The 26,932-nt window shown below is 45.2% G+C and carries 18 protein-coding genes; 12 read left to right on the top strand and 6 right to left on the bottom strand.

Annotated features, from left to right (window positions below):
• Window positions 1-208: 208 nt before the first annotated feature.
• Together glmS and AC3A14_RS00255 are read left to right on the top strand one after the other, a co-directional pair.
• The gene (glmS, locus tag AC3A14_RS00250) at window positions 209-2,128 is read left to right on the top strand and encodes a glutamine--fructose-6-phosphate transaminase (isomerizing) (protein WP_318698524.1); all 1,920 of its coding nucleotides are present in this window, start codon (window positions 209-211) and stop codon (window positions 2,126-2,128) included.
• Window positions 2,129-2,388: 260 nt separating this feature from the next.
• Entirely contained in the window at window positions 2,389-2,604 is a 216-nt protein-coding gene (locus AC3A14_RS00255; protein ID WP_271936764.1) for a DUF4327 family protein, read from the top strand.
• A gap of 61 nt (window positions 2,605-2,665) precedes the next feature.
• Here AC3A14_RS00255 and AC3A14_RS00260 read toward each other — a convergent pair whose 3' ends face one another.
• The gene (locus tag AC3A14_RS00260; protein WP_318731262.1) at window positions 2,666-3,901 is read right to left on the bottom strand and encodes a protein kinase domain-containing protein; all 1,236 of its coding nucleotides are present in this window, start codon (window positions 3,899-3,901) and stop codon (window positions 2,666-2,668) included.
• Between the two features lie 41 nt (window positions 3,902-3,942).
• Window positions 3,943-5,520, bottom strand: coding sequence for a serine/threonine phosphatase (locus AC3A14_RS00265; protein ID WP_318698522.1), 1,578 nt, complete (start codon window positions 5,518-5,520; stop codon window positions 3,943-3,945).
• A 439-nt stretch (window positions 5,521-5,959) separates the two neighbouring features.
• Between AC3A14_RS00265 and AC3A14_RS00270 the strand changes: the two genes are divergently transcribed.
• Window positions 5,960-6,949 carry a DMT family transporter gene (locus AC3A14_RS00270; protein WP_318731261.1) on the top strand — a complete coding sequence of 330 codons (990 nt, stop codon included), beginning with the start codon at window positions 5,960-5,962 and terminating at the stop codon, window positions 6,947-6,949.
• Between the two features lie 136 nt (window positions 6,950-7,085).
• Window positions 7,086-7,760 (top strand): response regulator transcription factor, encoded by a 675-nt coding sequence (locus AC3A14_RS00275; protein ID WP_271936770.1) that lies wholly within the window; start codon window positions 7,086-7,088, stop codon window positions 7,758-7,760.
• A gap of 41 nt (window positions 7,761-7,801) precedes the next feature.
• On the opposite strand, the gene AC3A14_RS00280 is transcribed toward AC3A14_RS00275, so the two are convergent.
• The gene (locus tag AC3A14_RS00280) at window positions 7,802-13,033 is read right to left on the bottom strand and encodes an AAA family ATPase (RefSeq protein WP_318731260.1); all 5,232 of its coding nucleotides are present in this window, start codon (window positions 13,031-13,033) and stop codon (window positions 7,802-7,804) included.
• 191 nt (window positions 13,034-13,224) lie between these two features.
• Entirely contained in the window at window positions 13,225-15,363 is a 2,139-nt protein-coding gene (locus tag AC3A14_RS00285; RefSeq protein ID WP_487778887.1) for a hydroxysqualene dehydroxylase, read from the bottom strand.
• A gap of 209 nt (window positions 15,364-15,572) precedes the next feature.
• Here AC3A14_RS00285 and AC3A14_RS00290 point away from each other — a divergent pair, with 209 nt between their 5' ends.
• The gene (locus AC3A14_RS00290; protein ID WP_318698518.1) at window positions 15,573-16,400 is read left to right on the top strand and encodes a metallophosphoesterase; all 828 of its coding nucleotides are present in this window, start codon (window positions 15,573-15,575) and stop codon (window positions 16,398-16,400) included.
• 33 nt (window positions 16,401-16,433) lie between these two features.
• Window positions 16,434-16,781 (top strand): glutathione S-transferase family protein, encoded by a 348-nt coding sequence (locus AC3A14_RS00295; RefSeq protein WP_318698517.1) that lies wholly within the window; start codon window positions 16,434-16,436, stop codon window positions 16,779-16,781.
• On the opposite strand, the gene AC3A14_RS00300 is transcribed toward AC3A14_RS00295, so the two are convergent.
• The gene (locus AC3A14_RS00300; protein WP_318698516.1) at window positions 16,769-17,101 is read right to left on the bottom strand and encodes a (2Fe-2S) ferredoxin domain-containing protein; all 333 of its coding nucleotides are present in this window, start codon (window positions 17,099-17,101) and stop codon (window positions 16,769-16,771) included. The two genes, AC3A14_RS00295 and AC3A14_RS00300, sit on opposite strands and share 13 nt — an antisense overlap.
• 26 nt (window positions 17,102-17,127) lie before the next feature.
• The gene (locus tag AC3A14_RS00305) at window positions 17,128-17,607 is read right to left on the bottom strand and encodes a hypothetical protein (RefSeq protein ID WP_271936785.1); all 480 of its coding nucleotides are present in this window, start codon (window positions 17,605-17,607) and stop codon (window positions 17,128-17,130) included.
• A gap of 120 nt (window positions 17,608-17,727) precedes the next feature.
• On the opposite strand from AC3A14_RS00305, the gene aroA reads away from it, so the two are divergent.
• The 6 genes from aroA to AC3A14_RS00335 all read left to right on the top strand — a co-directional run bounded on the left by aroA (window position 17,728) and on the right by AC3A14_RS00335 (window position 26,781).
• Window positions 17,728-19,080: a 3-phosphoshikimate 1-carboxyvinyltransferase gene (gene aroA / locus AC3A14_RS00310; protein WP_318731259.1), complete on the top strand. Its 1,353-nt coding sequence runs from the start codon at window positions 17,728-17,730 to the stop codon at window positions 19,078-19,080.
• Window positions 19,081-19,285: 205 nt separating this feature from the next.
• Window positions 19,286-22,744 (top strand): PAS domain S-box protein, encoded by a 3,459-nt coding sequence (locus AC3A14_RS00315; RefSeq protein ID WP_318731258.1) that lies wholly within the window; start codon window positions 19,286-19,288, stop codon window positions 22,742-22,744.
• A gap of 77 nt (window positions 22,745-22,821) precedes the next feature.
• Window positions 22,822-23,832, top strand: coding sequence for an ABC transporter substrate-binding protein (locus tag AC3A14_RS00320; protein WP_318698513.1), 1,011 nt, complete (start codon window positions 22,822-22,824; stop codon window positions 23,830-23,832).
• Window positions 23,833-23,879: 47 nt separating this feature from the next.
• Window positions 23,880-24,767: an ABC transporter permease gene (locus tag AC3A14_RS00325; RefSeq protein WP_413038656.1), complete on the top strand. Its 888-nt coding sequence runs from the start codon at window positions 23,880-23,882 to the stop codon at window positions 24,765-24,767.
• Window positions 24,768-24,937: 170 nt separating this feature from the next.
• Window positions 24,938-26,242 carry a glucose-1-phosphate adenylyltransferase gene (locus AC3A14_RS00330; RefSeq protein WP_318698511.1) on the top strand — a complete coding sequence of 435 codons (1,305 nt, stop codon included), beginning with the start codon at window positions 24,938-24,940 and terminating at the stop codon, window positions 26,240-26,242.
• Between the two features lie 47 nt (window positions 26,243-26,289).
• Window positions 26,290-26,781 carry an AAA family ATPase gene (locus AC3A14_RS00335; protein ID WP_318731257.1) on the top strand — a complete coding sequence of 164 codons (492 nt, stop codon included), beginning with the start codon at window positions 26,290-26,292 and terminating at the stop codon, window positions 26,779-26,781.
• Window positions 26,782-26,932: the final 151 nt, after the last annotated feature.

The following is a 26,932-nucleotide window of genomic DNA, read 5'->3' on the forward strand; positions in this document are numbered from 1 at the left end:
TGGAAAATGGCCCAAAAGGGGATTAAACATCGGCGTAACCGAGAAAAACTCAAATCCAGCCAACCCAGATTATCATCGCGATCGGAGGAGGGCGATGATAATCTGAATAAACTGTTAGCATAAACAGCTAAGGGGAACGGGGTAGCCCAGTTCTCCGTCTACAAACCCCCCAGTTGCGTCATTCATACAACCCGGAGTAATCGATTCAATGTGTGGAATTGTTGGCTACATTGGTACTCAAGAAGCGAAGGATATTCTCCTTTCTGGATTAGAGAAGCTGGAATATCGAGGTTATGATTCGGCAGGCGTTGCTATGATTTCTGAAGGCGAACTACACGCCATCAAAGCTAAAGGAAAGTTGTATAATTTGCGCGATAAGCTCAGGGGGGTTGAAGACAAGGCGCGGGTGGGAATTGGCCATACTCGATGGGCAACCCATGGTAAACCGGAGGAGTATAATGCCCATCCCCATACCAATACACAGGAAACGGTGGCGGTGGTGCAAAATGGAATTGTGGAAAATTATCGGGAACTGCGAGAAGAACTGAAGGCGAAGGGTCATGAGTTTGTTTCCGATACAGACACTGAGGTGATTCCCCATCTGATTTCTGACTATTTATCGAGTCATCCCAGTTCCTTCCTAGAAGCAGTCAGGCAAACAGTGAACCGGTTAGAGGGGGCGTTTGCCATTGCTGTCATTTCGACTCAATTCCCCGATGAACTGATTGTAGTCCGCCAACAAGCTCCCCTGGTGATTGGATTTGGTCAAGGGGAATTTTTCTGCGCCTCGGATACTCCTGCTCTGGTTTCCCATACCCATATTATTTTGCCCTTAGATAACGGGGAAATGGCTCGTCTGACTCCCTTGGGAGTTGAAGTTTATGATTTTCGGGGAGAGCGACGGGTTAAATACCCCCAAACCCTGAACTGGAATCCCAGCAGCGCAGAAAAACAAGGATTTCGCCACTTTATGCTCAAAGAAATTTATGAGCAACCAACGGTTCTACGAACCCAACTCGATGCCTATTTTGACCCGGAATGGTATCTCCAACCCCAGGACAAAAGCCGTTCTAGCCAGTCTTCCCCGTCTGTCTCCTCCCAGGGACTGGTGCAACTCAATTTGCCTAAGAGCTTGTATGAAAACTTAGAGCAAATTTATATTGTGGCTTGTGGAACCAGTTGGCACGCGGCGCTAGTTGGAAAGCATTTACTGGAGCAGTGGGCGGGTATTCCAACTTGTGTTCAATATGCCTCGGAGTTTCGCTACTCTCCCCCTCCTTTAACAGCCAATACGTTAACCATTGGGGTTACTCAGTCGGGAGAAACGGCCGATACTCTGGCAGCTTTAGGGATGGAACAGGAGCGGCGCAAGGCCCACCCTTTAAGTACCTATCAACCTCGAATGCTGGGCATTACAAATCGGCCGGAAAGTTCGTTGGGTCGGTTAATTCCTTATATTATTAATACCCATGCCAATTTAGAGGTGGGAGTGGCAGCAACGAAAACGTTTAGCGCTCAGGTGATGGCGTTTTATGCTTTGGCGTTGGATTTAGCTGATCGCCGCCAGTCCCTGAAACCGGAGGTTATCGAGAGTATTATCAAGAAGTTACGGGAATTGCCAGCGCTGATTGAGAGGTTGATTGAAGAGCAGGATCGTTATATTGGTGAGTTGGCCCATCAGTTTAATGAAACGAGCGATTTTATCTTTTTGGGTCGGGGAATCAATTTTCCTATTGCCTTAGAAGGGGCATTGAAGCTCAAAGAAATCAGTTATATTCATGCGGAAGGCTATCCGGCTGGCGAAATGAAACACGGCCCCATTGCCCTGTTAGATGCAAAAGTGCCGGTTGTGGCGATCGCTACTCCTGGAGATCTCTATGAAAAAGTGCTCTCCAATGCCCAAGAAGCCAAAGCCAGAGATGCTCGTTTAATTGGAGTGACCCCTAAAAACTCCCTCGAAGCTCAGGATATTTTTAACCAAATCTTAGCCATTCCTACGGTCGATGAGTTTCTCTCTCCCTTGGTTACAGTGATTCCTCTCCAGTTACTGGCTTATCATATTGCTGCCCTTAGAGGTCTCGATGTCGATCAACCTCGCAATCTGGCTAAGTCGGTGACCGTAGAGTAGGGGGATAGGGGGATGGAGGGACGCACAGACACCCTATTCCCTGTTCCCTATTGCCTATTGCCTCACGGATAAAAAAAACTTTTCTATGCAAGTCTTCCCTTTCCTAGAGTGTTATGCTATTGTGAGGAAGTAACAAGAAAAATAATTCCTAGCTGTTCTTGTTCTCTAATTCTGCAGAATCCTCACGAGAAACCTAACTCGCTACTAGGAAAGTACACATAGAAAAGATTTGACAAACTTCAAATATGAATCAAGGTTGTATGAAACAACAGGTTGTTCACCCAATGTTTAAACTACAAACCAAAGTGAAATCATTGGTGGATTCCAATATCCTGAAACCGACAGATGGCATTTGGAAAATGGCATTTTTGTATGGCGATCAGTGGAAATATTGGAAAAAAGAATTGAAAGCCTATGACTTCTCTATGCAAGACCCAGTTAGTGAACTCCTGGCCGTAGAAGAATGGGAAGACTAATGCCATGCTAGGGGTAAATAACCAATTATCAAAAAAATAGGTCTCAAATCCCAAAACTCCTTTATCCCGTAATGGCTGAAAGTGCAGAATCTAAAGCTTGCGCTAATCGTTCAGCATTGGGGAATCGATCGCGGGGTTTAGGAGCTGTCGTCTTTTCAATCACGTCCCGCAGAGGTGGAGAGAGCGCTCCCACCGACTGCAAGTCTAAACGATAGGAGAGATCCCGGCGACGCTTATAATACTTAAGCGGCTGCTCTCCGGTCAGTAAAAACACAAGAGTTGGACCTATCGCATATAAATCTGATTGGGTTACCGGTTGTCCTCGATCCTGTTCGGGGGCACTATAGCCCTCTGCTCCAATCCGAGTTCCCAAGGGCGTTCCAATCTCCTTAACTGCTCCAAAGTCAATCACCACAATCTGACGATCTAAGCGACGTAGCAATAGATTCGCTGGTTTGATATCCCGATGCACAATCGGGGGTGATTGGCTATGCAAGTAACCCAAAATCTGGCAGGTTTGAATCATCAACTCAATGGCAACTGGTGCAGAAAACGGCCCCTGCTGATAGAGCAAGCGCTCTAAATCCTCACCATGGATTAACTCCATTGCCAAATACTTTTTACCCTCCTCAATAAACGAATCAAAAAAGCGAGGAATTCCGGGATGGTTCAACCCCTTCAGGGTTCGAGCTTCCCGATCAAACAACTCCCTAGCCTTGGCAATGCGGGCTAAATCAGAATTCATTTCCTTAAGCACGATTAACGGAGATGAATTTTTTTTCGATGGAGGAGGATAGGCTAAATAAGTTGTGCCCATACCCCCTTGACCTAAAATTCGCAAAATCCGATAATCCCGCACTTGTTTTTCAACGTGCAAGGGTTGACCACAATGGATACAAAACAAATTATTCGGAGCATTGCCTTCATGGGTGCATCCTGATGTCGTTGGAGGGAGAGCAATCATCTGATTTACAAAGGTAAGCTCTAAAATTGGCCCTCCAGCAGCTAACTGGATCAGACTTTTACTCTCGACGATCATTTGGGAGATGGCTTGATGGTTCACTAGCGTGCCATTTGTGCCTCGGTTAGTGACTCTCCAGGCGATCGCCTCATCCGTCTGATGTGGAATGGGTTCTAACTCCAAATGATACCGAGACACCAAATCATTAGAAAGCACCACTTCATTATCCTGGGCCCGGCCAATACGAACTTTCCCTTGAGGAGGGAATTCCCAGCTTTGCAGCGGCTCTCCTTTCTTCGGATCTAATAGAGTGAGGGCGATCGTCCCTTGTATCATCTTGACGTATCTCAAACAGTACAGAACAATTCAATATTGACTTAACGGCTTAATCCGCCTAAATTAGGGCGCACCTTGGCCCGAACTAGAACCACCGTAATATTGTCATGACCATTATGTTCGTTAGCCAAATCTATTAAATCACTCACTCCTCGCTCCAGATTGACACGAGAACTCATTAGGGGTTCAATATGCGTCCCTACATGCTTTTCTACTAAATCATTATCCGTCAGTCCATCGGAGCTTAATAGCAATAGACTATCTTGATTAAGTTCAAAACAATAAATATCCGGTTTGACAAAATCGTTATGGCGTGGACCTAATGCTTGAGTTAACTGATAGGCATCGGGACGAGCAAAGGCTAATTCAGGTTCTAATCCGCGCTTAATTTCCCGTTGGGCAACATCATGGTCTTGAGTCAGTGCGCTTAACCCCTGTTTTCGACTAAACATGTATAACCGACTATCGCCCACATGGGCAACAGCCACATGAACATCCTGAATTAAGACCAAAACCAAGGTAGTTCCCATTCGTCCGCTTCCGGTACGACTTTGGGATTGATTAATGTCATAGATGGCTTGATTAGCCTGTAATATGCCTTCTCCAATACATTCAGTCGAAGGTAGACGAGAGTCAGAATCGGGTAAATCAAACCAATGGGTTTGAAAATACTCTTTGAGGGTTTTCACTCCAACCATACTGGCTTCTTCTCCACCAGCATGTCCACCCATCCCATCACAGAGAATATACAAGCCTTTGGCATGGATAGTACGCCCAGTTTTATCTTCAATGCGTTCTAGTTGGGTATGAATCAGAAAACTATCTTCATTGTGGTCTCGTTGCATCCCCTTATCCGTTGCCCCCGCATAATCGAGGCTAAACAGTTGCATCGGTAAAACCACAGTGGGCATATCTTCAAAGGGGGCACCTGTGGAACTGGGAAACTGGGTAGGGGCAGATGGAGAAAATGCAGCGGGGTTATAGTCGTTGTAGTCAATAGGTTGGGTTTTGTCCTGATCGAGTTCTTCTTCAGAATAGAGGGGGGCAAGGCTTTCGGGATCGTTGTCTAGGTCTGGATGACCTTGTTCTTCGGCTAAAATGTCTTCTAGGCGATCGCGTAGTTGGTCAATGGAGGTCATTTTTTCCGCTTTCAGGTCTTGAAAGAGGGTGAGTAACGATCCCACTTGAGTCATATCTGATTGTTGAAAGAGTTTTTGCCACAGTTTACCTAACTCTTTAAGGGTGACTGCTTCTGGGTTGCCATCGGGATATAAGCATTTAAGGCACAGAATTTCATCTTCATCGAGCAGAAGGTTGTCTAGTTCTAGGAGGCTTTGGCAACAATGGACGATTTCGAGCTGTTCCCAGAGATCGATCATCTCATGGAACATAAAGATAATTTGCTCTGAGGGCATGTTTTCTTCCCTCCACAGATCGACCACTTTTTTCCAGTCTGAACGGTCTTCGATCGCCGTAACTGTTTTGTTTTCGTCTTCCAGCCAAGATTCCTGCAGGGAAGGGACACGATGGCGATCCATTTCATTGAGTTGTGATTCTAGCGCTCGATAAATCTGGGCGAGTTCTGGAAGAATAACTTGTGCATTGGGTGAGATATCCATAGGGTTGTTTAGGGTTCGTCTTGAGCTTGATTTGGGAGAATTGTTAATTAGTACGTCTGGAGATTCTGGGCATCCAGAATAGTGGCTTAAGAATAGATAACAATAATCAGGGGAGTTGGACAACCGGGTGGACGGTGGCGATCTGTGACTGATCGCATTAGCGATCGGGCTGGGCATTGCTGCGCAATGAGGCTGGGCATCGCTGTGCGATCGCATAATCTCTTGCACCTTTCAGGATAGCAGGTTAGATTTCCCATGGTCATTTATTGTCTCAGTTTGATGATTCAATGAAGAGCCGTTTAATTGTGTAACAAATTGCAAAAATGATGTCTGAGCTATCCGATCGCAATCTTAAGATAATTGGAAGGAGAGGATTAAAAAATTGACTCAACCTCCTTCCGCTACTCCTGTTACTCCAAGGATAACCCTTGCTAAGATCATGTCTGTTACCAGAGCCTTACCCTCAATTCAACCCCATTTACCTAAAATTCCTAAAATCAGTTCCACCGTATCTGCCCTATTAGCTGTCTTTTTGGCGATCGCTTGTTTATCCTTCGCTGCTATTTTCATTCGCTTGAGTGAACGAGAGCTGGGCCCATTTTCTACAATTTTCAACCGGTTTTGGATTGCCTTTATCGTTTTGGGGGTCGTTTATGCCCTAGAACACTCAAAAAACAGCGATTCTCTAGATCCCAACCCAAACGTTGAACCGCTCAATCGACGGGATGTGATGTTGTTAATCAGTGCAGGGGTGATGTTTTGGGGATGTTTGGCCTTTTGGGCTTGGTCTTTGACTCTAACCGGTGTCGCCAATTCTACCATTTTACATAACCTAACGCCTTTATTTACAACTCTGGGGGCTTGGATCATTTTCCGTGAGTCCTTCGATCGGCCGTTTTTAATGGGCTTACTCATTGCTCTGATTGGGGCGATCGCCCTGGGACTCGATGATTTCCAAGTTGGCGCTGAACATCTGAATGGAGATATTGCCGCCCTATTATCGGCTGTCTTTTCTGCTGCCAATTTAATGTTAATTGAAACTCTGCGCCACAAATTTCCCGCTACGGTAATCTTAATGTGGTGCTGTGGTGTCGGCGCAATTCTCTCCCTGCCGGTTGTTTTATTGGCTGAAGACCAACTCTTTCCGATTACAGTATCGGGATGGCTCTCTGTGATTGCCTTAGCGGTGATTTGTCAAGTGGTGGGACAAGGATTACAAGCCTATAGTCTCAAGCGTCTGTCTTCGGGTTTAGTGGGAATTTTCCTGTTACTCGATCCGGTTTTTGCCGCGATGATTGCTTGGATGGTTTTTGCTGAAGGATTAACGTTGATTAATATGATTGCTTTTGCTACGGTTTTAGGGGGAATTTATCTAGCTAAATCGAGTCAATATAGCGATCGCATCCTCAGTCAAGAGTCATCTACCTAGAATGGTTGGGTTAATCGCCATCCATCTGTAGGGGCGAAAAAATCTTCGCCCCTACTTGATCGACGATAGTATCATGGTGAGTTAAGTTTCTAGTTATATCATTTCTGAATTTTTAATTGATATTAGGTCTACAGTCATGAGTTCCCATATCCTGGTCATTGAAGATGAAGAAAAACTCGCTCGTTTTGTGGAGTTAGAACTGCAATACGAAGGATACCAGGTAAGTGTTGCGGGGGATGGGTTGACGGGATTAACTCGTATTCGAGAGTTGAAACCCGATTTAGTGATTTTAGATTGGATGTTACCAGGGTTAAGTGGAATTGATTTATGTCGCCGTTTACGCCAAACAGGAGAGAATGTCCCAGTGATTTTGTTGACTGCTAAGGATGAAGTTGGCGATCGCGTTGCGGGATTGGATGCGGGTGCGGATGATTATCTGGTCAAACCCTTTAATATTGAGGAATTATTGGCCAGGATTCGGGTACAAATTCGCCGAGTGCAGAAATCGGAGCGCGAGTATTTAGCCTTTGAGGATCTCAGTTTAGATCGCAGGTCGCGGGAAGTCAAGCGCGGCGATCGGGCGATCGAGCTAACCGCCAAAGAATTTGATTTGTTAGAATATTTGCTGATGCATCCCCGCCAAGTTCTCACCCGCGACCAGATTTTAGAACAGGTTTGGGGCTATGATTTTATGGGCGACTCCAATATCATTGAAGTTTATATTCGTTATCTGCGCTTAAAGTTAGAAGCTAATGAAGAAAAACGATTAATTCAGACGGTGCGCGGTGTCGGCTATGTTTTGCGGGACTAGATTGATTTATTCTCTAGTAGGTAAAACGTAAGGCTCTAAATTTACCGTTGTTTTAATACCACCAAAGTAATATCATCAAACACTTTTTGTTGCCCAATAAACTGGCGTACTTCTTCAATAATCAGATCGCGAATTTGCATCGCTGAATATTGCCGATACTGTTGTGCTAATTGAGTTAATCGCTCTAACCCATAAAGTTCATTCTCCATATTTTCCGCTTCTGTAATGCCATCTGTGTATAAGATAACAATATCATCTCGATTTAAGATGATCTCTTGTTGAGCAACAAATTCACCAATCTCCAATTCCAAACCAATAGGGAACCCTAAATCCAGAGTATCGATCAATTCCAGTTGTCCATCGGCTCGAACTAGGATAATTTCTTCATGTTGACCACTAACCTGAATCACTCCACATTCATAGTTCAGAATAGCTAAACTCATATTTTTGTCAGAGTTCATGCGTTCCAAGTTTTGATATAAGGTTTGATTAACTATTTCTAAAAAATGAATCGCATGGGTTTCCTGGATATTTTCTAGAGTGCGAATAACCGTTTGCGCCATTAACATCAATACTCCACTTTCTAAACCATGACCGGTTACGTCTCCGATACTAATTTTAATGCGATCGCCTTGCTTTAATACATCATAATAATCTCCTCCTACTTCATCCGCAGGCTCCATAAATCCCGCAATATCCAAGTTTTCCACAACTTCTAATTCAGTTTGCTTAGGTAACACCATCTGTTGAATCTTTCTGGCGACATCCACTTCTGAACTCAAGCGTAGATTTTCGGAAGTTAGTTGTTCATTTAATGTTTGAATTTCTGCGTTAGCTAAAGCCAGTTCGGCAGTTCGTTTTTCTACTTTTTGCTCTAAATTACGGTATAAATATGCATTTTCTAGAGCGATCGCCGCTTGTCCTGAAAGAACCTGTAGTGTATTTACTCTATCATCCGTAAAAGCACCTGTAGTTAAGTTGTTCTCTAGATAAACCATACTAATTAATTTACCCTGATTGACTAGGGGTATACAGAGAATTGATTGAGATTGATTGGTTTTAATATAAGGATCTCGAGTAAAATTGCCAGAATAACAAGCATTATTTAAGACCAAGCTTTCCTGCGTTCTAGCAACATAGTTCACGATCGCATGACAAACCGTATTAGATTCTGTTACGGGTTGGTTCTGAAGGGCTACAATCTCTTCAGAATCAACACTTCCTGATGCTTCAATGACTAAATTGTCTTCATTAACAATAATCAAACATCCAGTTTGTGCCCCCGCATTTTGCAGGATAATATGCATTAACTCTACTAGCAATCTATCTAAGACAATTTGTCCAGAAATAACTCGATTAGCTTTAAAGATTGTATCAAAGTCTAAGACCTGTCTGTAAGTTCCGGTAGTATCTCTTGAGGTCATGCTATGGGAAGGAGAGCTATTGTGCAACGTGGGGAAATCGTTCTCGAGGGCAGCGATTTTTGCCAAGGCTCCCCAGCGATCGTAACCATAGATCGCATTGAGCAAATATTGCTGGGCAATTTTTTCCCGTCCCAAGCTCCGATAAAACTCAGAGGCTCGTTCGGCCGCAATGCCCATTTCTGCCAAAAAGCCATTGGTTTGGGCACTTGAGAGCGCGCGATCGTAATAGTCCATTGCCTCTAAAGCTCGCCCTTGAATGCGTGCTTGTTCGGCTAAGATCAGTTCGTGCTTGCTTTGATAATTGTGAGGGGCGTGACTCGCCCAGTTAGCGATTTGAGCCGTATTTGCTTGAATAGCCTCCCAAGTTGTTATTTGTTCCTCTGGCGATAAGTCAAAATAGATGGCTAACTGTACCAAGGTTTCATAGAAAATATACCCTCCAGCAAGCATAGAAGCATAAGCTGATGTTTGGTATTGGGATGCGATCGCAATCTTGGTCTTAGCAGTTTGCCAATCTTTCATCAGGTAAGCCAACATCACCTCGGCACAATATACAAAAAACAGCAACATCAAATTTTGTGAGGCTTCGATGTATGTTACCTCCTCGTGGCTGAGATATTCACCCTCAAGGATTTGCACATTCGGTGCTTCGCCCCGTAAATTTTGGGTCAATTGTCGCCAAGTTTTCGCTGGATACCAAGCATGATCCTGCTTTGTTTTTGCGAGTAGGTCTACATAAGTCTGCTGTGCCCTTTCCACATCCGTTAGTGTCATCCCCGTCAGCATCATGTAGCCGCACGAAAACATTGCAGAATAGGCTGCATAAACTACATCCCCAGTTTCAAGACCCATGTATACGGTTTCCTCTAGAGCTTTAATCCCGTGCTGATGGGGTTCTTTCCAATGACCCGTAAAGCAATTAAAGAGCATATGCACCTTGCACTTGAGTGCATCGGAGGGATATTGCTCCAGAATCCGCAATGAAATTTGTCCTGATTGATAGGTCACATCAACATCAAATGGGATCAAGATTATTCCATAGGCATAGGCTGCTAGAGAAGAGTGACCAAATTCCAAGCAGAGGTTCTTGATTTTGTAAGTCAGATAGGGCAGCAGATCTGGGCGGGCTTGGTAGACGGGGCCACTAATGAGGGTAAGGATTTTGAGGACGGACAGTAGCTTGGGATCGCACATTTCCGGATAATCTGCCAATTCATCCAACTGCGGCAGAGAACGCACCAATTGCAACTGTGCCGCATCGGTTTCTAGCGGATACCCTAGCAATTCCAACACGGGGAGTGTTGTCTCGATCGCCTCCAACATTTGGTTTTGGGCAATGAAAAACTGGATTTTTAGCTCATAAATTTTGACTTTATCCAGTAGGGTTCGCGCCTGATCGAGAGCAACTTCTGAAAGGCTCTGAGCGCTGTCAAGCCGAGCAAGTAGATATTCAACTTCAACGGCTTCAGTATAAAGTTGCAAGGTCAGATCGTATTCACTTTGCCATGCCCCTTCTGGTAAAAGAGTCCGACCTGTCATCAGATATTCTAACGCCGAGTGGTAGGCATTAGAAGCCTTGGCCTTGCACCCAGCCTGCAAGTTCAGTCGTGCTAAATCCAGCCGCTCGGCGGGTTTGACTATGAGAGCAGCCCCGATATTAAGTGGGTTAACGATATCAAAGATACGCTCGTCTAACTGTTCTGGTGGAATGCTCTGCCAAAGTAAGCGACCCACCTTGAGATGAACCTGTTGCTTTTCTGCCTCGGGAATCAGAGAATAGGCCGCCTGTTGAACGCGATCGTGCAAAAACTTGTAGTCAATTTGCAAAGTTTCGCAGTCCTTGACGACTTGCGGAATTTTATAGGCATCGCTCAAAGGAACGACTAATCCAGACTGAAGGGCCTCCCATAAATCGGCAGCAACCATCTTAGCTGACTTTTCATTGACAATTGCCAAGATTCTCAAATCGAACCGATTGCCCACACAGGCGGCTAATTGCAAGATATTTTGTGTGGCAAGGGGTAATTTTTCGATTTCCCCTACCATCAAATCCACAACATTTTCAGTGATTTCAATATCGAGTAAATTTTCTGCATTCCATTGCCACTCGCCCGTTTTTAGATTGAATTTAATGACTTCTTCAACATAGAGATATTTAAAGAGCTGTGTTAAGAAAAATGGATTGCCTCGGGTTTTCCAGACGAGTAATTGGGTGAGTGATTCAATCTCCGTTTGCTCCATCTCGATTGTATCGCTGACTAGCTCGGTAATGTGGGTTGAGTCTAGTGGTTTGAGAACGATGGTCTCTAAGTTTGTTCCCATCTCCTGAATCTCACTGAGGGTTCGTATTAAAGGATGGGTGGGACTCACCTCGTTGTCCCGATAAGCACCCAATACGAGCAAATATTGTCCGTCAGGATTCGTAACGAGCAGTTGAATGAGTTGCAGCGATGCGGCATCCGCCCATTGCAAGTCATCCAAAAACATAACGAGGGGATGCTCTTGGCGAGTAAATACGTCAATAAACGCCCGAAAAACAAGATTAAAGCGGTTCTGGGCTTCGGAGGTAGACAAGACTGACAGAGCCGGTTGGGGACCAACGATCGATTCGACTTCCGGAATCACATCCACGATCGCTTGACCATTTTTCCCCAGGGCAGTTGTTAGTTTTTCGCGCCAAGTGGCAACTTGCTGATCCGTTTCTGCGAGCAGTTGGCGCACCAGTTCTCGAAAGGCTTGAATCAACGAAGAATAGGGCTTATGGCGCTGTAACTGGTCAAACTTGCCGCTGACGAAATAGCCTCGCTGTCGCACGATAGGCTTATGAACTTCATTGACCAGAGCCGATTTACCGATTCCCGAATAGCCTGCTACCAGCATCATTTCTGTTGTGCCTTGGCTGGTGCGATCGAAGGCCGCCAGCAATTGCTGTACTTCCGACTCCCGGCCATAGAGCTTTTGCGGGATTGAGAAGGTTCCTCGTCGGTCTTGCCGAGCTAGTATAAAGGGGCGCACGGTTTGACTTTCCCGCCATTGCTGCCAGCAGATTTCCAGATCCGCTTTGATGCCATAGGCACTCTGATAGCGATCTTCAGCGGTTTTGGCCATGAGTTTTGCGATCGCACCCGAAAGGATTTCGGGAATTTGAGGATTTACACTATTAAGGGGCTGGGGAGTTTTGGCCAGATGGCAATGTATAAGTTCCATTGGATCGTCGGACTCGAAGGGAAGCTGTCCCGCGAGCAGCTCGTAAAGGGTAATCCCCAAGGAATAAAAATCGGTGCGATAATCGACCGCCCGGTTCATCCGACCCGTTTGTTCGGGAGAGATATGGGTGAGGGTTCCTTCGAGAAGATTGGAATTGCTTATAGTCACCGCTTCCTTAGACAAGCACGAGGCAATGGAGAAATCGGTCAGTTTTAACTGTTTGGTTTCTGGGTTAAAGATAATATTTTCGGGTTTAATATCTTTATGAATCACTCGTTTTTGATGGAGATATGCCAAAGTTTCTGCCAGTTGCCATCCAACCCAAAGAACGCATTCGACAGATAGAGGTCTCGCGCGCGACCAATAAGCGAGATCTCGCCCGCCAAAATCTTCCCATACTAAAATTGGTTTTTCCTGAAATTCATCTAAAGTAAGGGGAGCGACGATACCTGAAATCTCCAGGTGTCGAGTGATATCGTACTCGTGCTTGAGTCTGGCAATATCCACCGTAGAAGGATAATTTTTCCGGATGGTTTTGAGAATCACCAGAGTACCATCAGTTTGCGCAACTGCCCGATAGACAATTGTATTCATATTTTCCGACAGTGTAGCCAAGATTTGATACTGCGACAGATTGAGCATGATTCAATATGGAAGGATATAAAAAATCAGAGTAATGTAATGTATAGATAAAGCAAGTCACGATCGCGCGGCAGGAAAGATCTGATTCTGCTCTAATGTATCTATAATGACCAATCCAATCCCACCGCAACACCCCCTATAAACCGGTTATGATCCGAGCTTTTTCAATCAAGCTCGGATCATATAACCCACTAACGCAACCAAGGACACAATCGTTGCAGCCACACCCATAGCTGTAAAAGCAAAATCTCTAGAATTCCCAAAAATAAAACCAAGGGAAACAAAGGCTTTAGATACCAAGGGAGTTTGCCACTCCACGGCAGGCCCTGTTGATAGCGTTGGCGATCTGACCAGCGATGCAATGAATAAATGATAGGTTGACGGAGATTCCAGACTTTACAGTAGGGGACTTTCGTCCTCGAAGCATCGATAATGGAGTTGACGGCGTAGCGAGCGGCTTCGTTTGCACCTTCCATCGTTGCCAGATCGACATTCGTTCGCACATAGTCCGAAGCGAGGAATAGGTTGGGGATTTGGCTGTAGGACAAAGGACGCAGATTCCAATTATCAATCACATTGACCATGAGGGGTTCGCTGTTGATATTGGCGGAGGAATCATGGCGCAGGCGGCTGTAATAGCACAGGGTTTCATTCTCTGGCTTTGGAGGAGTGCAGGATACTGTCGGACTTGCCCCCGGACAATCTTTGGGTCGGGGGATAGGTCCGACAAAACCTTTAGCGATTAATGCATTCACTTCCAAGCGCGCTCCATACTGGTCGATCTCGAGATAATTGGCAATTTCTTCGAGGGTGACGGAATCGCGCTCGTGCTGATGAATCCACAAAAAGAGTGCTTTAAAAGAATCCGGAAGATAGAGATTTAATACTTCCTCTAGTTTTTCTGGATTGTCAACCAACTCGGAACTATTGGTAATATCGGGGTCGAGAAACCAACCGTGAGGGAGCAAATCTTCATCCTTGAGGAGCGGTTTGCCATCTTTCTTTAGGGAGTTTTTCATTTCGTCCCAAATTTCTTTTTTGATTTGGTCAGGTGAAGCCACTTGAGCGGGTTTGTTGCCATCATCCCCGAGATAAAGACTACAAGAGCCGGGGTTCGCCCCAACTTCATTATTGTTGGGATTGATAAAATATCCCCAGTCGGAGGCGATCGCAGAGATAATTCCCTTCACGTTGCCCTTCCCAAATCCTTCCATGGGAAATTCCTCTTTTTTCCAAACGGCTTGCTGGGAAATGGAAGTCAAAGACCAAGGTGTGCCTGCATAGAGAATATGTCCCTTGATATCGACGACATCCCGATTCAGATAAAATTGAATGCCGTTCATCCAAGCTGTACTCGTCCCCAAGGATTCGATTGTTGCTAGGGCGGGATCGCCCTTGAGGATTTCCTTAGAGAGCAAGCCCGCCATCATATCGGCGGGGACAGCAGCAAGATAGTAGTCCGCTGCGATCTGCTTGTCCGTTTTAGTTTCCAAATCCGTCACGATCGCCCCCGTAACTCGCATCGTCCCCTTATCATCTTTAGCGACTTCAATACGACGCAGGCGATGGCGAAGATAGTATTTCACCCCTTTGGCGCGCAAATACTCAAGCCAAGGGTCGATCCACACATCATTTGTCGGTCCGTTGAGAACGCGATCGGCACCGCTTATACGGGTAAAGTCAAACAGCAATTGAATGTAGATTTCCCCTGCTGTCTTCGTATTTGCCAGTTTGGGACGAGAGGCGACTAAGCTGGTGGTTAGTCCCTGTGCCAAGAGGTCTTGATAGGCTTTAGACATTCTTTCTGCATCAACATAGTCCCACCAACTGATTTTTTCGTATTCTCCAATAAACCTTTCTTGGCAAGAGGTCATCAACTGCCAAGTGCGAGCGGCAAAAAATTTAAGCTCGTGTTTTGGGATTTGATTTTGGACGATTGCTTCGATAATTAGCTCGATATCCTCGAGCAAATCCCAACAGGAATGAGGGAAGCTCGCAGGCAAGATAGTCAAGTTATGATTTAACTGTGCAAGAGCGAGATACGGGACAGATACTAAGTTGTCGAAAACACCTCTGGGATTATTCTTATAAGGAATGCGCTTCATCGTGTCGGTGACATTTTTATAAAAGCCTGGGAAGAAACGAAATCCATGTTCCCCCGGCAGGGGTTTTTTCCCGGGAGCGGCACTATCAGGGACATTAATGCTTCGGGCCTTTCCTCCCGGAATCCCTCTGAGTTCGTAGACTTCAACATCAAATCCTCGCTCGATCAATTCCTGAGCGGCGCTCATTCCAGCAACTCCGCCGCCAAAGATCGCTACTTTAGCCATGCTAGTTTTCACTCCAGTGTTGACAATACCTTTAAATCCTTGTACATTTTAGACCTATACTACTGAGTACTGAGCAAACTTAAAGTTTTGTTCCAATTCTAACATAGATTTTTAAGTAATAGACCGATTTCCGGATCGGATTGGAAAACGTTATAGTGCCAATCGCAGTAAGCTATGCTACAAGAGTAGATACATTTTTGATAACGCTTATGCACAGATTTTTTTCTGGGCCGTTAACCGTTGAGACTCTAACAGTTACCGTCAAGGACTTGCCCCCACAGTTACCAGGACTGAAGATCGCCCAATTATCTGATTTTCATTATGATGGAGTGGAACTTTCTGAGGAACTGTTAACCGAAGCGATTCGCACTAGCAATAGCATCAATCCCGATCTGGTGGTCTTGACGGGGGATTTTGTCATTCATGAACCCGATCCCATTCATGCTCTAGTCAAACGGTTAAAACGGCTAGAGTCTCGGCGAGGGATTTATGCCGTTTTGGGGAACCACGATCTTTATTATCCGACCACTCAATTCATCGTTACTGAAGCCTTAACTAAAATTGGGATTCAGGTCTTGTGGAATCAGGTCATTTATCCTCTGGGAAAAGGATTAGCTTTGGTGGGATTGCCGGATTTTTGGTCACCCGAATTCAATCCAGCTTCAGTGTTAGATCATCTCGATCCAAAGTTACCGCGTATTGTGCTGTCCCATCAACCTGATAGTGCGGAAGTCTTACAACAATGGCGTGTGGATTTACAGCTATCTGGTCATACCCATGGAGGGCAAATTGTGTTACCTCAATTGGGGCCATTAATCGCTTATCAAGATCGAGTAATTAAGGTAACACCTAAGTGGTTACGGGAGTATATCCCTTTACTGCAACGCAAGTGCAATCGCGTCGTTAAGCATTGGGAATGGTCTGCTGGGTTGTACCAAATTAATCACAATCGCCTTTATGTGAATCGAGGATTGGGAACTTATCCCCCTGGTCGGTTATTTTGTCCTCCAGAATTAACGGTTATTACGTTAGTTTAAGTCAAAACGATCAAACTTTATGGACAGATACCAGTGATTGAAATTGAGCCAGAAAAATATTGGTTTGAATTGAATACAATTTTGGTCTATCTCAGTCAAGGAAGTAATCTATATCCCGATATTTCAAGGGAGAAAGTACAGGTGTTACAGTGGATGTTTTTTGAACAGTACAGCCATGAACCTTATATTGCCACACCTCGCTATTGGATTTCGATTTTAGGAAAAGAACAGGAGTCTCAGGAAGCCATCGCGCAAAAATGCCAGGGAGGATATGCGGTGTTAGAGGGGATGGAAAATCATTTAAGGGTTAATGATTTTTTTGTCGAAGATCGTTATAGCGTGGCTGATATTGCCCTATCAATTCACCCTTATTCACTATAATATTGATATTGCCAATGGATACGAGGGTGCAGAAGTCTCTGTACCGTTTCCCCTCCCAGAAGATGGGATTCAACAATCTCAGCCACATCTTCTGGTTTTACCCGACAATACCAAGTTTCATCGGGTAAAACCCGCACCGTTGGAGCCAGATTACACTGCCCTTGACACCCAACAACTTCTACTTTAAGTGTTTCACTCGCATAGGCTTCAAAAGCAGCTAAAACTTGAGCCGATCCTTGCCTAGTGCAAGATTCATGTTGACAAAGCCAAACATACCGACAATTCAGCTCTTCTGGAGAATTTTCTGACCCCTTACCCATTGCCTATTGCCTTTTTAATGATGAATTTAATGATGAATATCCAAGGATAAGACATATTGACCTAAATTGAGGCGCTCGCACCACAGTTCATACTCAATTCTCAAGTGTTCAGGTTGGGAATACCCCGTTAAAATCAAACTGTGAGTAAAATTGCGTAAGCGCATCTGTCCTACCTCATGGGCTGATTCTCCAGAGAGCCAATATCGAGATAATCCATACATGCCTTGTTCCCAGAAATGGCGATAACTCAATTTGCCATTCCCCTGCATCGTCATCACTACCCGATGAGCAGAAATCTCTAACCATAATAATCGCGGCGGCCCGGCTAAGGGAATGGTTGGATCGATTTCTGGGTTACGGTCGTAGAGTCCTGGTTCATTGAGTAACAGATGAAAGCGGTCTCGATCTTTACGGTATAACGTAGCGGCAGTTTCGACAAACGAATAAATAGGAAGATCCGTCGAGGAAAAAGACAGACTAACAGGTTTGCGGTGATTTTTGAGCATATCACATGAAGAGAGAACAACAATTGACAGATTTAGAAGTGAACCCCTACCAGCCTGTAACACCATAGGGTATGATTGCGCTACAGAGTCTTAATTTTCACTTATTTTTAGTTTATCTCCATGACCGCCCCGATCGTTACCTTAAATTTAATTGGCCCTGATGAAGATTTGATCGTTCAACCCCCAAAAACTGGGGTAGCGCTACAGGGCAAGATTCAAGTGCCTGGAGATAAATCGATTTCCCATCGATCGCTGATGTTAGGGAGTTTAGCCCAAGGAGAAACAACGATCGCCGGATTGCTCATTGGAGAAGACCCCCAGAGTACCGCCGCCTGTTTTCGAGCTATGGGCGTAAATATTACAAAACTTAACTCCGAAGAAGTTAAAGTTAACGGTTTAGGACTCGGAGCACTACAGGAGCCAACTGATATTTTAGATTGTGGCAACTCTGGAACCACAATGCGCCTGATGTTGGGAATTTTAGCCTCCCATAAAGACCGCTTGTTTAGTGTAACGGGAGATGGTTCCTTGCGATCGCGCCCTATGTCCAGAGTGATTAACCCCCTAAAACAAATGGGCGCTCAAATTTGGGGACGTAAAAACCACACCCTTGCTCCTCTAGCTGTACAAGGCACCCAACTCCAACCCATTCATTACCATTCCCCTATTGCCTCAGCCCAGGTCAAATCCTGTATTCTCCTGGCAGGACTGATGGCAGAAGGAGAAACTACGGTCACCGAACCGGCGCTATCTAGAGACCATAGCGAACGGATGTTAGCCGCTTTTGGCGCAACGGTAAAAAGAGACCCCCAAACCCATTCGGTTACTGTTGTAGGGCCAGCTCAATTATCCGGTCAATCGATTATTGTTCCTGGAGATATTAGTTCGGCAGCCTTTTGGTTAGTTGCAGGAGCCATCATTCCCGATAGCGACCTGATCATTGAAAATGTTGGTATTAATCCTACCCGCACTGGAGTATTAGAAGTCTTAGAGCAAATGGGAGCCGATCTTGAATTTCTGAATCAAAGAATAGTGACGGGTGAACCCGTAGCCGATTTACGAGTCAAATCGAGCCGTCTGCATGGATGCGAATTTGGCGGTGACTTAATTCCCCGCTTAATTGACGAAATTCCCATCTTAGCGGTCGCTGCTGCCTTTGCGGAAGGAAAAACCGTGATTAAAGACGCGGCAGAATTACGGGTTAAAGAAAGCGATCGCCTGTCCGTTATGGCCTCCGAACTAAGCCGTATGGGAGCCAACATTACCGAACACCCCGACGGCTTAGAAATTATTGGCTCTACCCCCCTTAAAGGGGCTGAAGTTGACAGCCATACCGACCATCGGATCGCCATGAGTTTGGCGATCGCCGCCCTCAATGCTCAAGGGAAAACCACCATTCATCGCGCCCAAGCAGCCGCCATTTCCTATCCCAGCTTTACCCCTACCCTAGAAAGACTGTTAATTGAGGGATAGTCGATCAAGAAGATTGCAAGTCTGCCAACTCTCAACTATTCACTATCAACTATCCTAAGATAGAATGCACTATAGTAACCCTAATTCATGTTGCCTTAAAGCCCCAGTTTAAAATCCATCCCAGAGATTTCCTGAACATCAGCTATTTTCAACCACGGGGTTTTTCAGTTAAGCTCTGGATAACCTAATGTGTCGCTGCTCGCGAATGGACAGTTCAAATTCTACTCTAGAGTTATTCAAAGTATTTGTTGAACAAACCCCTGCCGCTGTGGCTTTGTTCGACCAAGAAATGCGTTATTTACTCACCAGCGATCGCTGGCTGAGTGAATATGGTCTTAGGGATACTCCCCTAAACAACCTCACCTTCTACGATACCTTTCCCCATTGCCCAGAGCAATGGAAACCCATTCATACAGAATGCTTATTAGGAAACTATGAAGGGTGTGAAGAACATTATTTTTTCGGAGAAGATGGAAAACTGCAATGGGTCGAATGGGATATTCGCCCCTGGCATAATTCTTCCGGAGAAATTAATGGTCTCATCATGTTCACCCAAAATATTACTAAACGTAAACGAGCAGAGGCGGCTTGGATGAAAATTGAGAATCGGTTTAACAAACTTACAGCTAATGTCCCTGGAATTATCTGTCAACTCCTTCTTAAACCGGAACACCCCATCCAATTCACTTATGTTAGTCCAGGCTGCACCAAAATCTGCGAGCTCGATCCAGATGCTCTCGAGCAACACCCCCTTCTGTTTCAGGAACTAATCCATCCTGACGATTTATCAGAATACAAAGCTTCTATCACAACAGCGATTCAAAACCGATCGGCGTGGTCTTGGGAAGGCCGAATTATTACCACATCAGGTCAAATTAAATGGCTCGCTTGCTCCACTTCCCCCCCAGATACTCAACACTCGCTAGAACAACAATTTTTAGACGATCTACCCCATAACTTTACTCCCAATGAACTGCTCCTAGATGGCCTATTTATTGAAGTTACTGAACGCAAACAGGCAGAACTAAGCCTTCTGCAACAGGAAACCCAGTTAAGGGCCCTGTTTAAAGCCATGACCGATTTGATCCTCGTCCTCGATCGCGAAGGTCACATCCTAGAAGTTGCCCCAACCAACTGTAACCTATTTACTCAAGACCGTCTTGAACTCTATGGCATGAAAATCAGCGATCTCATGCCCGATGAAAACGCCCATCGCCTACTTGCCAATCTTCGTCGTTCCTTAGAAACCCAAAAAACAATTGATGTAGAATACTCGATGACCCTAAATGACCAAATTTTTTGGTTAGCGGCCAAAGTTTCTCCCTTAGATATGGATACTGTGGTTTGGGTTGCCCGTGATATTACCCGTCGCAAAGAATCAGAGGGAAAATTAGAGCAATATCGAGATACCTTAGAAGACCGAGTTGAACAAAGAACTGCTGAACTAGCGGCGGAAGTTGAAGAACGTCAACAAGTGGAACAGTCCCTACGACAGCATGTACAAATGCTGGATTTAGCCAATGATTCCATTATGATTCTTGACTTAGAGGGAACGATTAAATATTGGAATCATGGGGCCCATAAACTCTATGGTTGGACAAAACAGCAAGCGATTAATCAGAATATTCATAGTCTCTTACAGACGGAATTTAGTATCCCTTTACCGACCATTCACCACATTTTACAAGAACAAGGGTATTGGGAAGGAGAATTACAACAAACCAAGCGCGATGGAACTCCAGTAACCGTTGCCAGTCGATGGACGCTTCAGCGAGATAGACAGGGGAACCCAGCCGCCCTGTTAGAAATTAATAATGATATTACTTATCGCTTTGAAACTGAGATGGCCTTGCGAAAAAGCGAAGAACTCTATCGCACCTTGGCTCAAAATTTTCCGGATGGTGCAGTCGTCTTGTTCGATCTTAACCTCCGGTTTACCCTGGCAGAAGGCCGAGAATTAGGGAAGTTGCGATTAGCTAAAGACAAATTGGAAGGGGAAACTCCCGCAGATATCTTTCCTCAATCAGTCAGTCAGTTGATGGAATATCATTACCAAAATGCGTTAGCGGGAGAAACGGAACAGTTTGAGATTTCTTTGGGGGAAAACTGTTATTCAATCCAGACCCTACCGGTCAGAAATGATGACGGATACATTATGGCGGGTATGGCTTTAATACAGAATATTACTCAGCGTAAGCGCTCTGAAGAAGCTATTCGTAAAAGTGAGACTCGCTATCGAGAAATGGCCCAACGGGAGGAGTTGATTAACCGTTTGGCTTCTCAAGTCCGTAATTCTTTGAATCTTGACCAGATTTTGGAAATAGCGGTGGTGGAAATTCAGAATTTGTTACAGGTGGATCAGTGTTTATTTAGTTGGTATCAGTCCCAGGGAGAAGAAGAACTACAAACTCCAGAATTTTCTCCCTATGGATATGTGAATGTGGTCAAAGAAGCAAAAACGGAAACTTTACCAACCGCATTGGGGTGTTTTCCTGTAGCGGCTGACGATCCGCTGTTGAATAATTTGCTTAATCTAGAAATGCTTCAAGTGGATGATATCTTCAGTCATGAAGATCCAGGAATTCATCAGCTTTATGAAAGCCGAGGATATCGGGCGATCCTCTTTTTACCAATTAAAACGGCTTATGGTGAGTTAGGATGTGTCAGTTGTGCCCATTTTGATGGCCCCCGTCGATGGACGGAGGATGAGGTAGAATTATTACAAACTGTCACGGATCAGTTGGCGATCGCGATTAGCCAAGCTGAACTCTATCGTCAGGCGACTGTAGCGGCTGAAAACGCCGATCGCAAAGCCAAAGAACTCGAAGAAACCCTCAGACAACTGCAACGCACCCAATCCCAACTGATTCAAAGCGAAAAACTCTCGAGTCTTGGTCAAATGGTAGCCGGTGTTGCCCATGAAATTAATAATCCCGTCAACTTTATTTATGGTAATTTAGTTCCGGCAAGAGATTATACGGCTGATATTCTCGGACTCTTACAACTCTATCAGGAAACCTTTCGCGATCCACCAGAACAGATAGAAGAAGAAATTGAAGCGATCGATCTAGAATTTATCAGTGAAGATTTACCCCGACTCCTAGACTCGATGCAAGTGGGAGCAGAACGGATTCGGGAAATTGTCCTATCTCTGCGTAACTTCTCCCGATTGGATGAAGCAGAAATGAAAAAGGTCGATCTCCATGAAGGCATTGATAGCACCTTAATGATTCTCCAAAATCGATTAAAAGCCAAAGGCGATCGCCCAGGGGTAGAAGTAATCAAACATTATGGTAAATTACCCCAAATTTTCTGCTATCCGGGACAACTCAATCAAGTGTTTATGAACTTGTTCAGTAATGCCATTGATGCATTGGAAGAGTCTAATATAGCTGAACCCAAAATTACAATTACGACCGAATTGATCGACAATAACCAAGCCGTAGTTAAACTAAAGGATAATGGGCCGGGAATTGGTGAAAAAGTTCGTCAACGGTTGTTTGACCCCTTCTTTACGACTAAACCTGTGGGTAAAGGAACCGGCTTAGGACTAGCCATTAGTTATCAAATTATTGTGGAAAAACATCAAGGACAACTTAGTTGTGTTTCTGAATTGGGTCAGGGCGCAACCTTTGTGATTCAAATTCCTGCTGTTTCCCATTAGAGTAGGGAATAGGGAGTCGGTAAAACCGGGTTTTCCCTATTCCCTAATTCCTTAATTTCTTAATTCCCTATTCTCCTATGACTCTACGATGGAACTCCTTTGCAAGTTTACTCAGTACAACGCTGTTCGTTGCCCTGAACTGGGGATGTACTCCCCAAACCCCTCAAGACTCCTCTGCTCCTCCTGCTTCGGAAACCATGCCCTTTGTGGCGGTCACTCAGATTGTAGAACATCCGGCTCTAGATGCTACCCGTGATGGCATACAGGATGAGTTAAAAGCAGCCGGATATACGGCTGGAGGAACCCTAACCTGGAAGTGGGAGAGCGCCCAAGGCTCACCGGCAACTGCCGCCCAAATTGCATCTGCGTTTGTAGCAGAAAAACCGGATGTCATTGTGGCGATCGCCACTCCATCCGCCCAAGCCGCCGTTGCTGCCAGTACCGATATTCCCGTGATTTTCAGTGCTGTCACCGATCCAGTCGCAGCTAAATTAGTGGAAAAACTCGATCGACCCGGTGGTCTAGTCACTGGAGTGAGCGACCTATCTCCGATCGATCGCCATGTGTCCCTAATGCAAGAAATTAATCCTAATCTGAAGACGATTGGTGTAATTTATAATGCTGGAGAAGCCAACGCCGTCTCCTTAGTCAATTTACTCAAAGACCAAGCCCAAATTAAAGGATTATCCGTCGAAGAAGCCACCGTTGCCAATTCCAGTGGTGTAGTCACCGCTGCCCAAAATTTGGTTGGGAAAGCCGATGTAATTTATGTCCCCACGGATAATACGGTGGTTTCGGCTCTAGAATCAGTGATTCAAGTGGGGATTGATAATAAAATTGGTATTTATTCTGGAGATACTGATTCGGTAGAGCGGGGAACGATCGCCAGCTTAGGCTTTGATTATTATGATGTTGGCCGACAAACTGGCAAACAAGTTATCCGCATTCTGGAAGGAGAATCCCCTGGTAATATCTCTGTAGAATCTGTCGATACCCTAAAACTGTATGTTAACCCCAAAGCTGCCGAATCCATGGGTGTAACTCTTCCCACGTCAGTCCTCGATCGCGCCGATGCGGTAGTAGATTAGGGGAATGGGGGGATGGGGAATAATTGTTAATTGTTAATTATTAATTGTTGCTTATGACTGCCCTTTTAGGAGCCATTGAACTGGGTTTACTCTATAGTCTCGTCGGTTTAGGCGTGTATCTATCTTTTCGTGTCCTTGACTTTCCCGATTTAACCGTCGATGGCAGTTTTCCCCTTGGAGGTGCTGTAGCTGCCACCTTAATTGTGAATGGAATGCATCCTATCATTGCCACAGCAGTGGCGATCGCTGCTGGGGCACTTTCAGGAGCTTGCACTGCCTGGCTAACCGTACAATTCAAGATCCTCAATCTGCTCTCTAGCATTCTCACCATGATCGCCCTCTATTCCCTCAATCTGCGGATCATGGGTCGCCCCAATGTTCCCCTTTTGGGGGAAACCACCCTCTTTAGTCCCCTGAATAGCCTCTCTGTGCCCCGTCAAGTGGTCATTCCCATCATTTTGGTCATCATTGTCATTTTGCTCAAAGTTAGCCTAGATGCCCTCTTAGCAACCCAATGGGGCTTGGCATTGCGGGCAACTGGTGCCAACTCAACCATGGCTCGCGCTCAAGGGGTCGATCCCGGAATGATGATTATTGTGGGTATGGCCTTAAGTAATGCCCTGGTGGCTCTGGCGGGGGCACTCTTTGCCCAAATTTATGGATTTGCTGATGTCACCCTGGGAGTAGGAACCATTGTCCTTGGATTAGCCGCCGTGATTATTGGCGAAACCTTTATCCCTGGGAAAACCATCTTTCAAGGCACATTAAGCGTCATTTTAGGCGCACTGGCGTATCGTTTAGCGATCGCTGTTGCCCTGAATGCCAATTTTATGGGACTTCAGGCCCAAGACTTAAATCTAGTTACGGCCTTATTAGTCGCGATCGCCCTCATCCTACCCCAAACCCCCCTTAAAAAATTAACCCTTAAAAATTAAGGGAATCGCAATAATTCAAAGTTCTTCAATTCCCCATCTCCCCATCCTCCCCCTACTCACATAACCGTTCCTTAACTCAAGCTCCTGGGCGATCCCCCTTGCCAACTGCCCGGTTCAGTCAGACACTGGACTAGGAAAGTTATTGGTTTTTGATATAAGAGGGTTTTTTCGTGAAAAATGTCTTAGGGATTATTCTCGGAGGAGGTGCAGGAACCAGACTGTACCCTTTGACCAAACTACGGGCTAAACCAGCCGTACCTTTAGCTGGTAAATACCGGTTGATTGATATTCCCGTCAGTAACTGTATCAACTCCGAGATTTTCAAAATCTATGTTCTGACTCAATTCAACTCCGCTTCCCTAAACCGCCATGTGACTCGCGCTTATAGCTTTTCTAGCTTCTCGGAAGGCTTTGTAGAAATTCTGGCAGCTCAACAGACGGCTAATGACCGTGACAGTTGGTTTGAAGGAACGGCCGATGCCGTGCGTAAATATCTATGGTTAATGCAAGAATGGGAAGTTGATGAATATTTGATCCTATCGGGGGATCATCTGTACCGTATGGATTATCGGGACTTCATCAACTACCACCGGGAAAGCCAGGCAGATATTACCCTGTCGGTAGTTCCTATTGATGAGGAACGCGCCTCTGATTTTGGGTTAATGAAAATCGATGAGACGGGACGAATCATTGATTTCAGTGAGAAACCCAAGGGAGATGATCTGAAAAAAATGGCGGTGGATACGACCATTTTGGGTCTTTCTCCAGAAGAAGCGAAACAAAAGCCCTATATTGCCTCCATGGGTATTTATGTCTTCAACAAAGATTTGATGGGTAAACTGCTCACGGAAAATCCGACGCAAAAAGATTTTGGTAAGGAAGTTCTACCTTTTGCGGCGGCTCAGAATTACAGAGTGCAGGCCTACCTGTTCAATGATTATTGGGAAGATATCGGAACCATTAAGGCGTTTTATGACGCAAACCTGGCACTAACGGAACAACCGACTCCACCGTTTAGTTTCTATAATGAAACCACCCCGATTTATAGCCGTTCCCGGTTCTTACCTCCCTCTAAACTGTTGGATGCGAAGGTGACTCAATCGATTGTTGCAGAAGGCTGTATTCTCAAGAATTGTACTATCCATCATTCGGTTTTGGGTGTGAGATCGCGCGTAGAAGCTGATTGTGTTATCCAAGATTCCATGCTGATGGGTTCAGACTTCTACGAACCGTTTGCTGAACGCCACTCCGGGATTCAGAAAGGAAAGGTTCCAGTGGGAATTGGCGAAGGAAGCACAATCCGAGGGGCAATTATTGATAAGAATGCTCGCATTGGTCGCAATGTCAAAATTATTAATAAAGACCAGGTGGAAGAAGGAAACAATCAAGAGACTGAAAAGCTAGGCTTTTTAATTCGTGGTGGAGTGGTGGTGATTATTAAAAATGCCACTATTCCCGATGGTACAGTGATTTAGTCCACTCAAGATTTAGGGTAATGGAGATCCTCTTTTAATCAAGGATTATGACGAACTCCTGCCGACTGATTTTATTAATTGGTCTTCCAGGTAGTGGGAAGTCTACCCTAGCTCACCAGTTGATGGCGGCTTGGCCGACCTATCGACTGGTTTCTACTGATGCTATTCGGCGGCAATTATTTGGAAATCCGGCAGTTCAAGGGGATTGGGGATTAATCTGGAATCAGGTCAGGTTACAGTTTCAATCAGCTCTGCTCGAAGGAGCGCCAACGATTTATGATGCAACGAATGCGAAACGAGCCAACCGCCAGGATGTGATTCGGCTTGGCCGTGAGTTGGAGTTTTCTTCGATTACCGGGATTTGGATGAGAACCCGGTTACAGGAGTGTTTGGCGAGAAATCGATCGCGCGATCGCCAAGTTCCTGAAGAGGTAATCTTAACTATGTACCGCCAGCTTTGGGGTGCGCCTCCGAGTCTGAGTGAGGGGATGAATCATTTGATTTTTTATCAACCCAGGAAGAGACCCTATGATGATTGAGAGGGAGATACACAGATGGGTGTGTCCTGTGATTTTTGGGATTTGATACCCCTTTTCATAGAAAAGGGGTACAGGAGAAGGGAAAAGTTTCGTCGGCGTAAATCAAATTCCTGGATATAAAACAACAATACATTTTCTGGCATCACTTTAA

The organism is Roseofilum sp. (genome assembly GCF_982964205.1).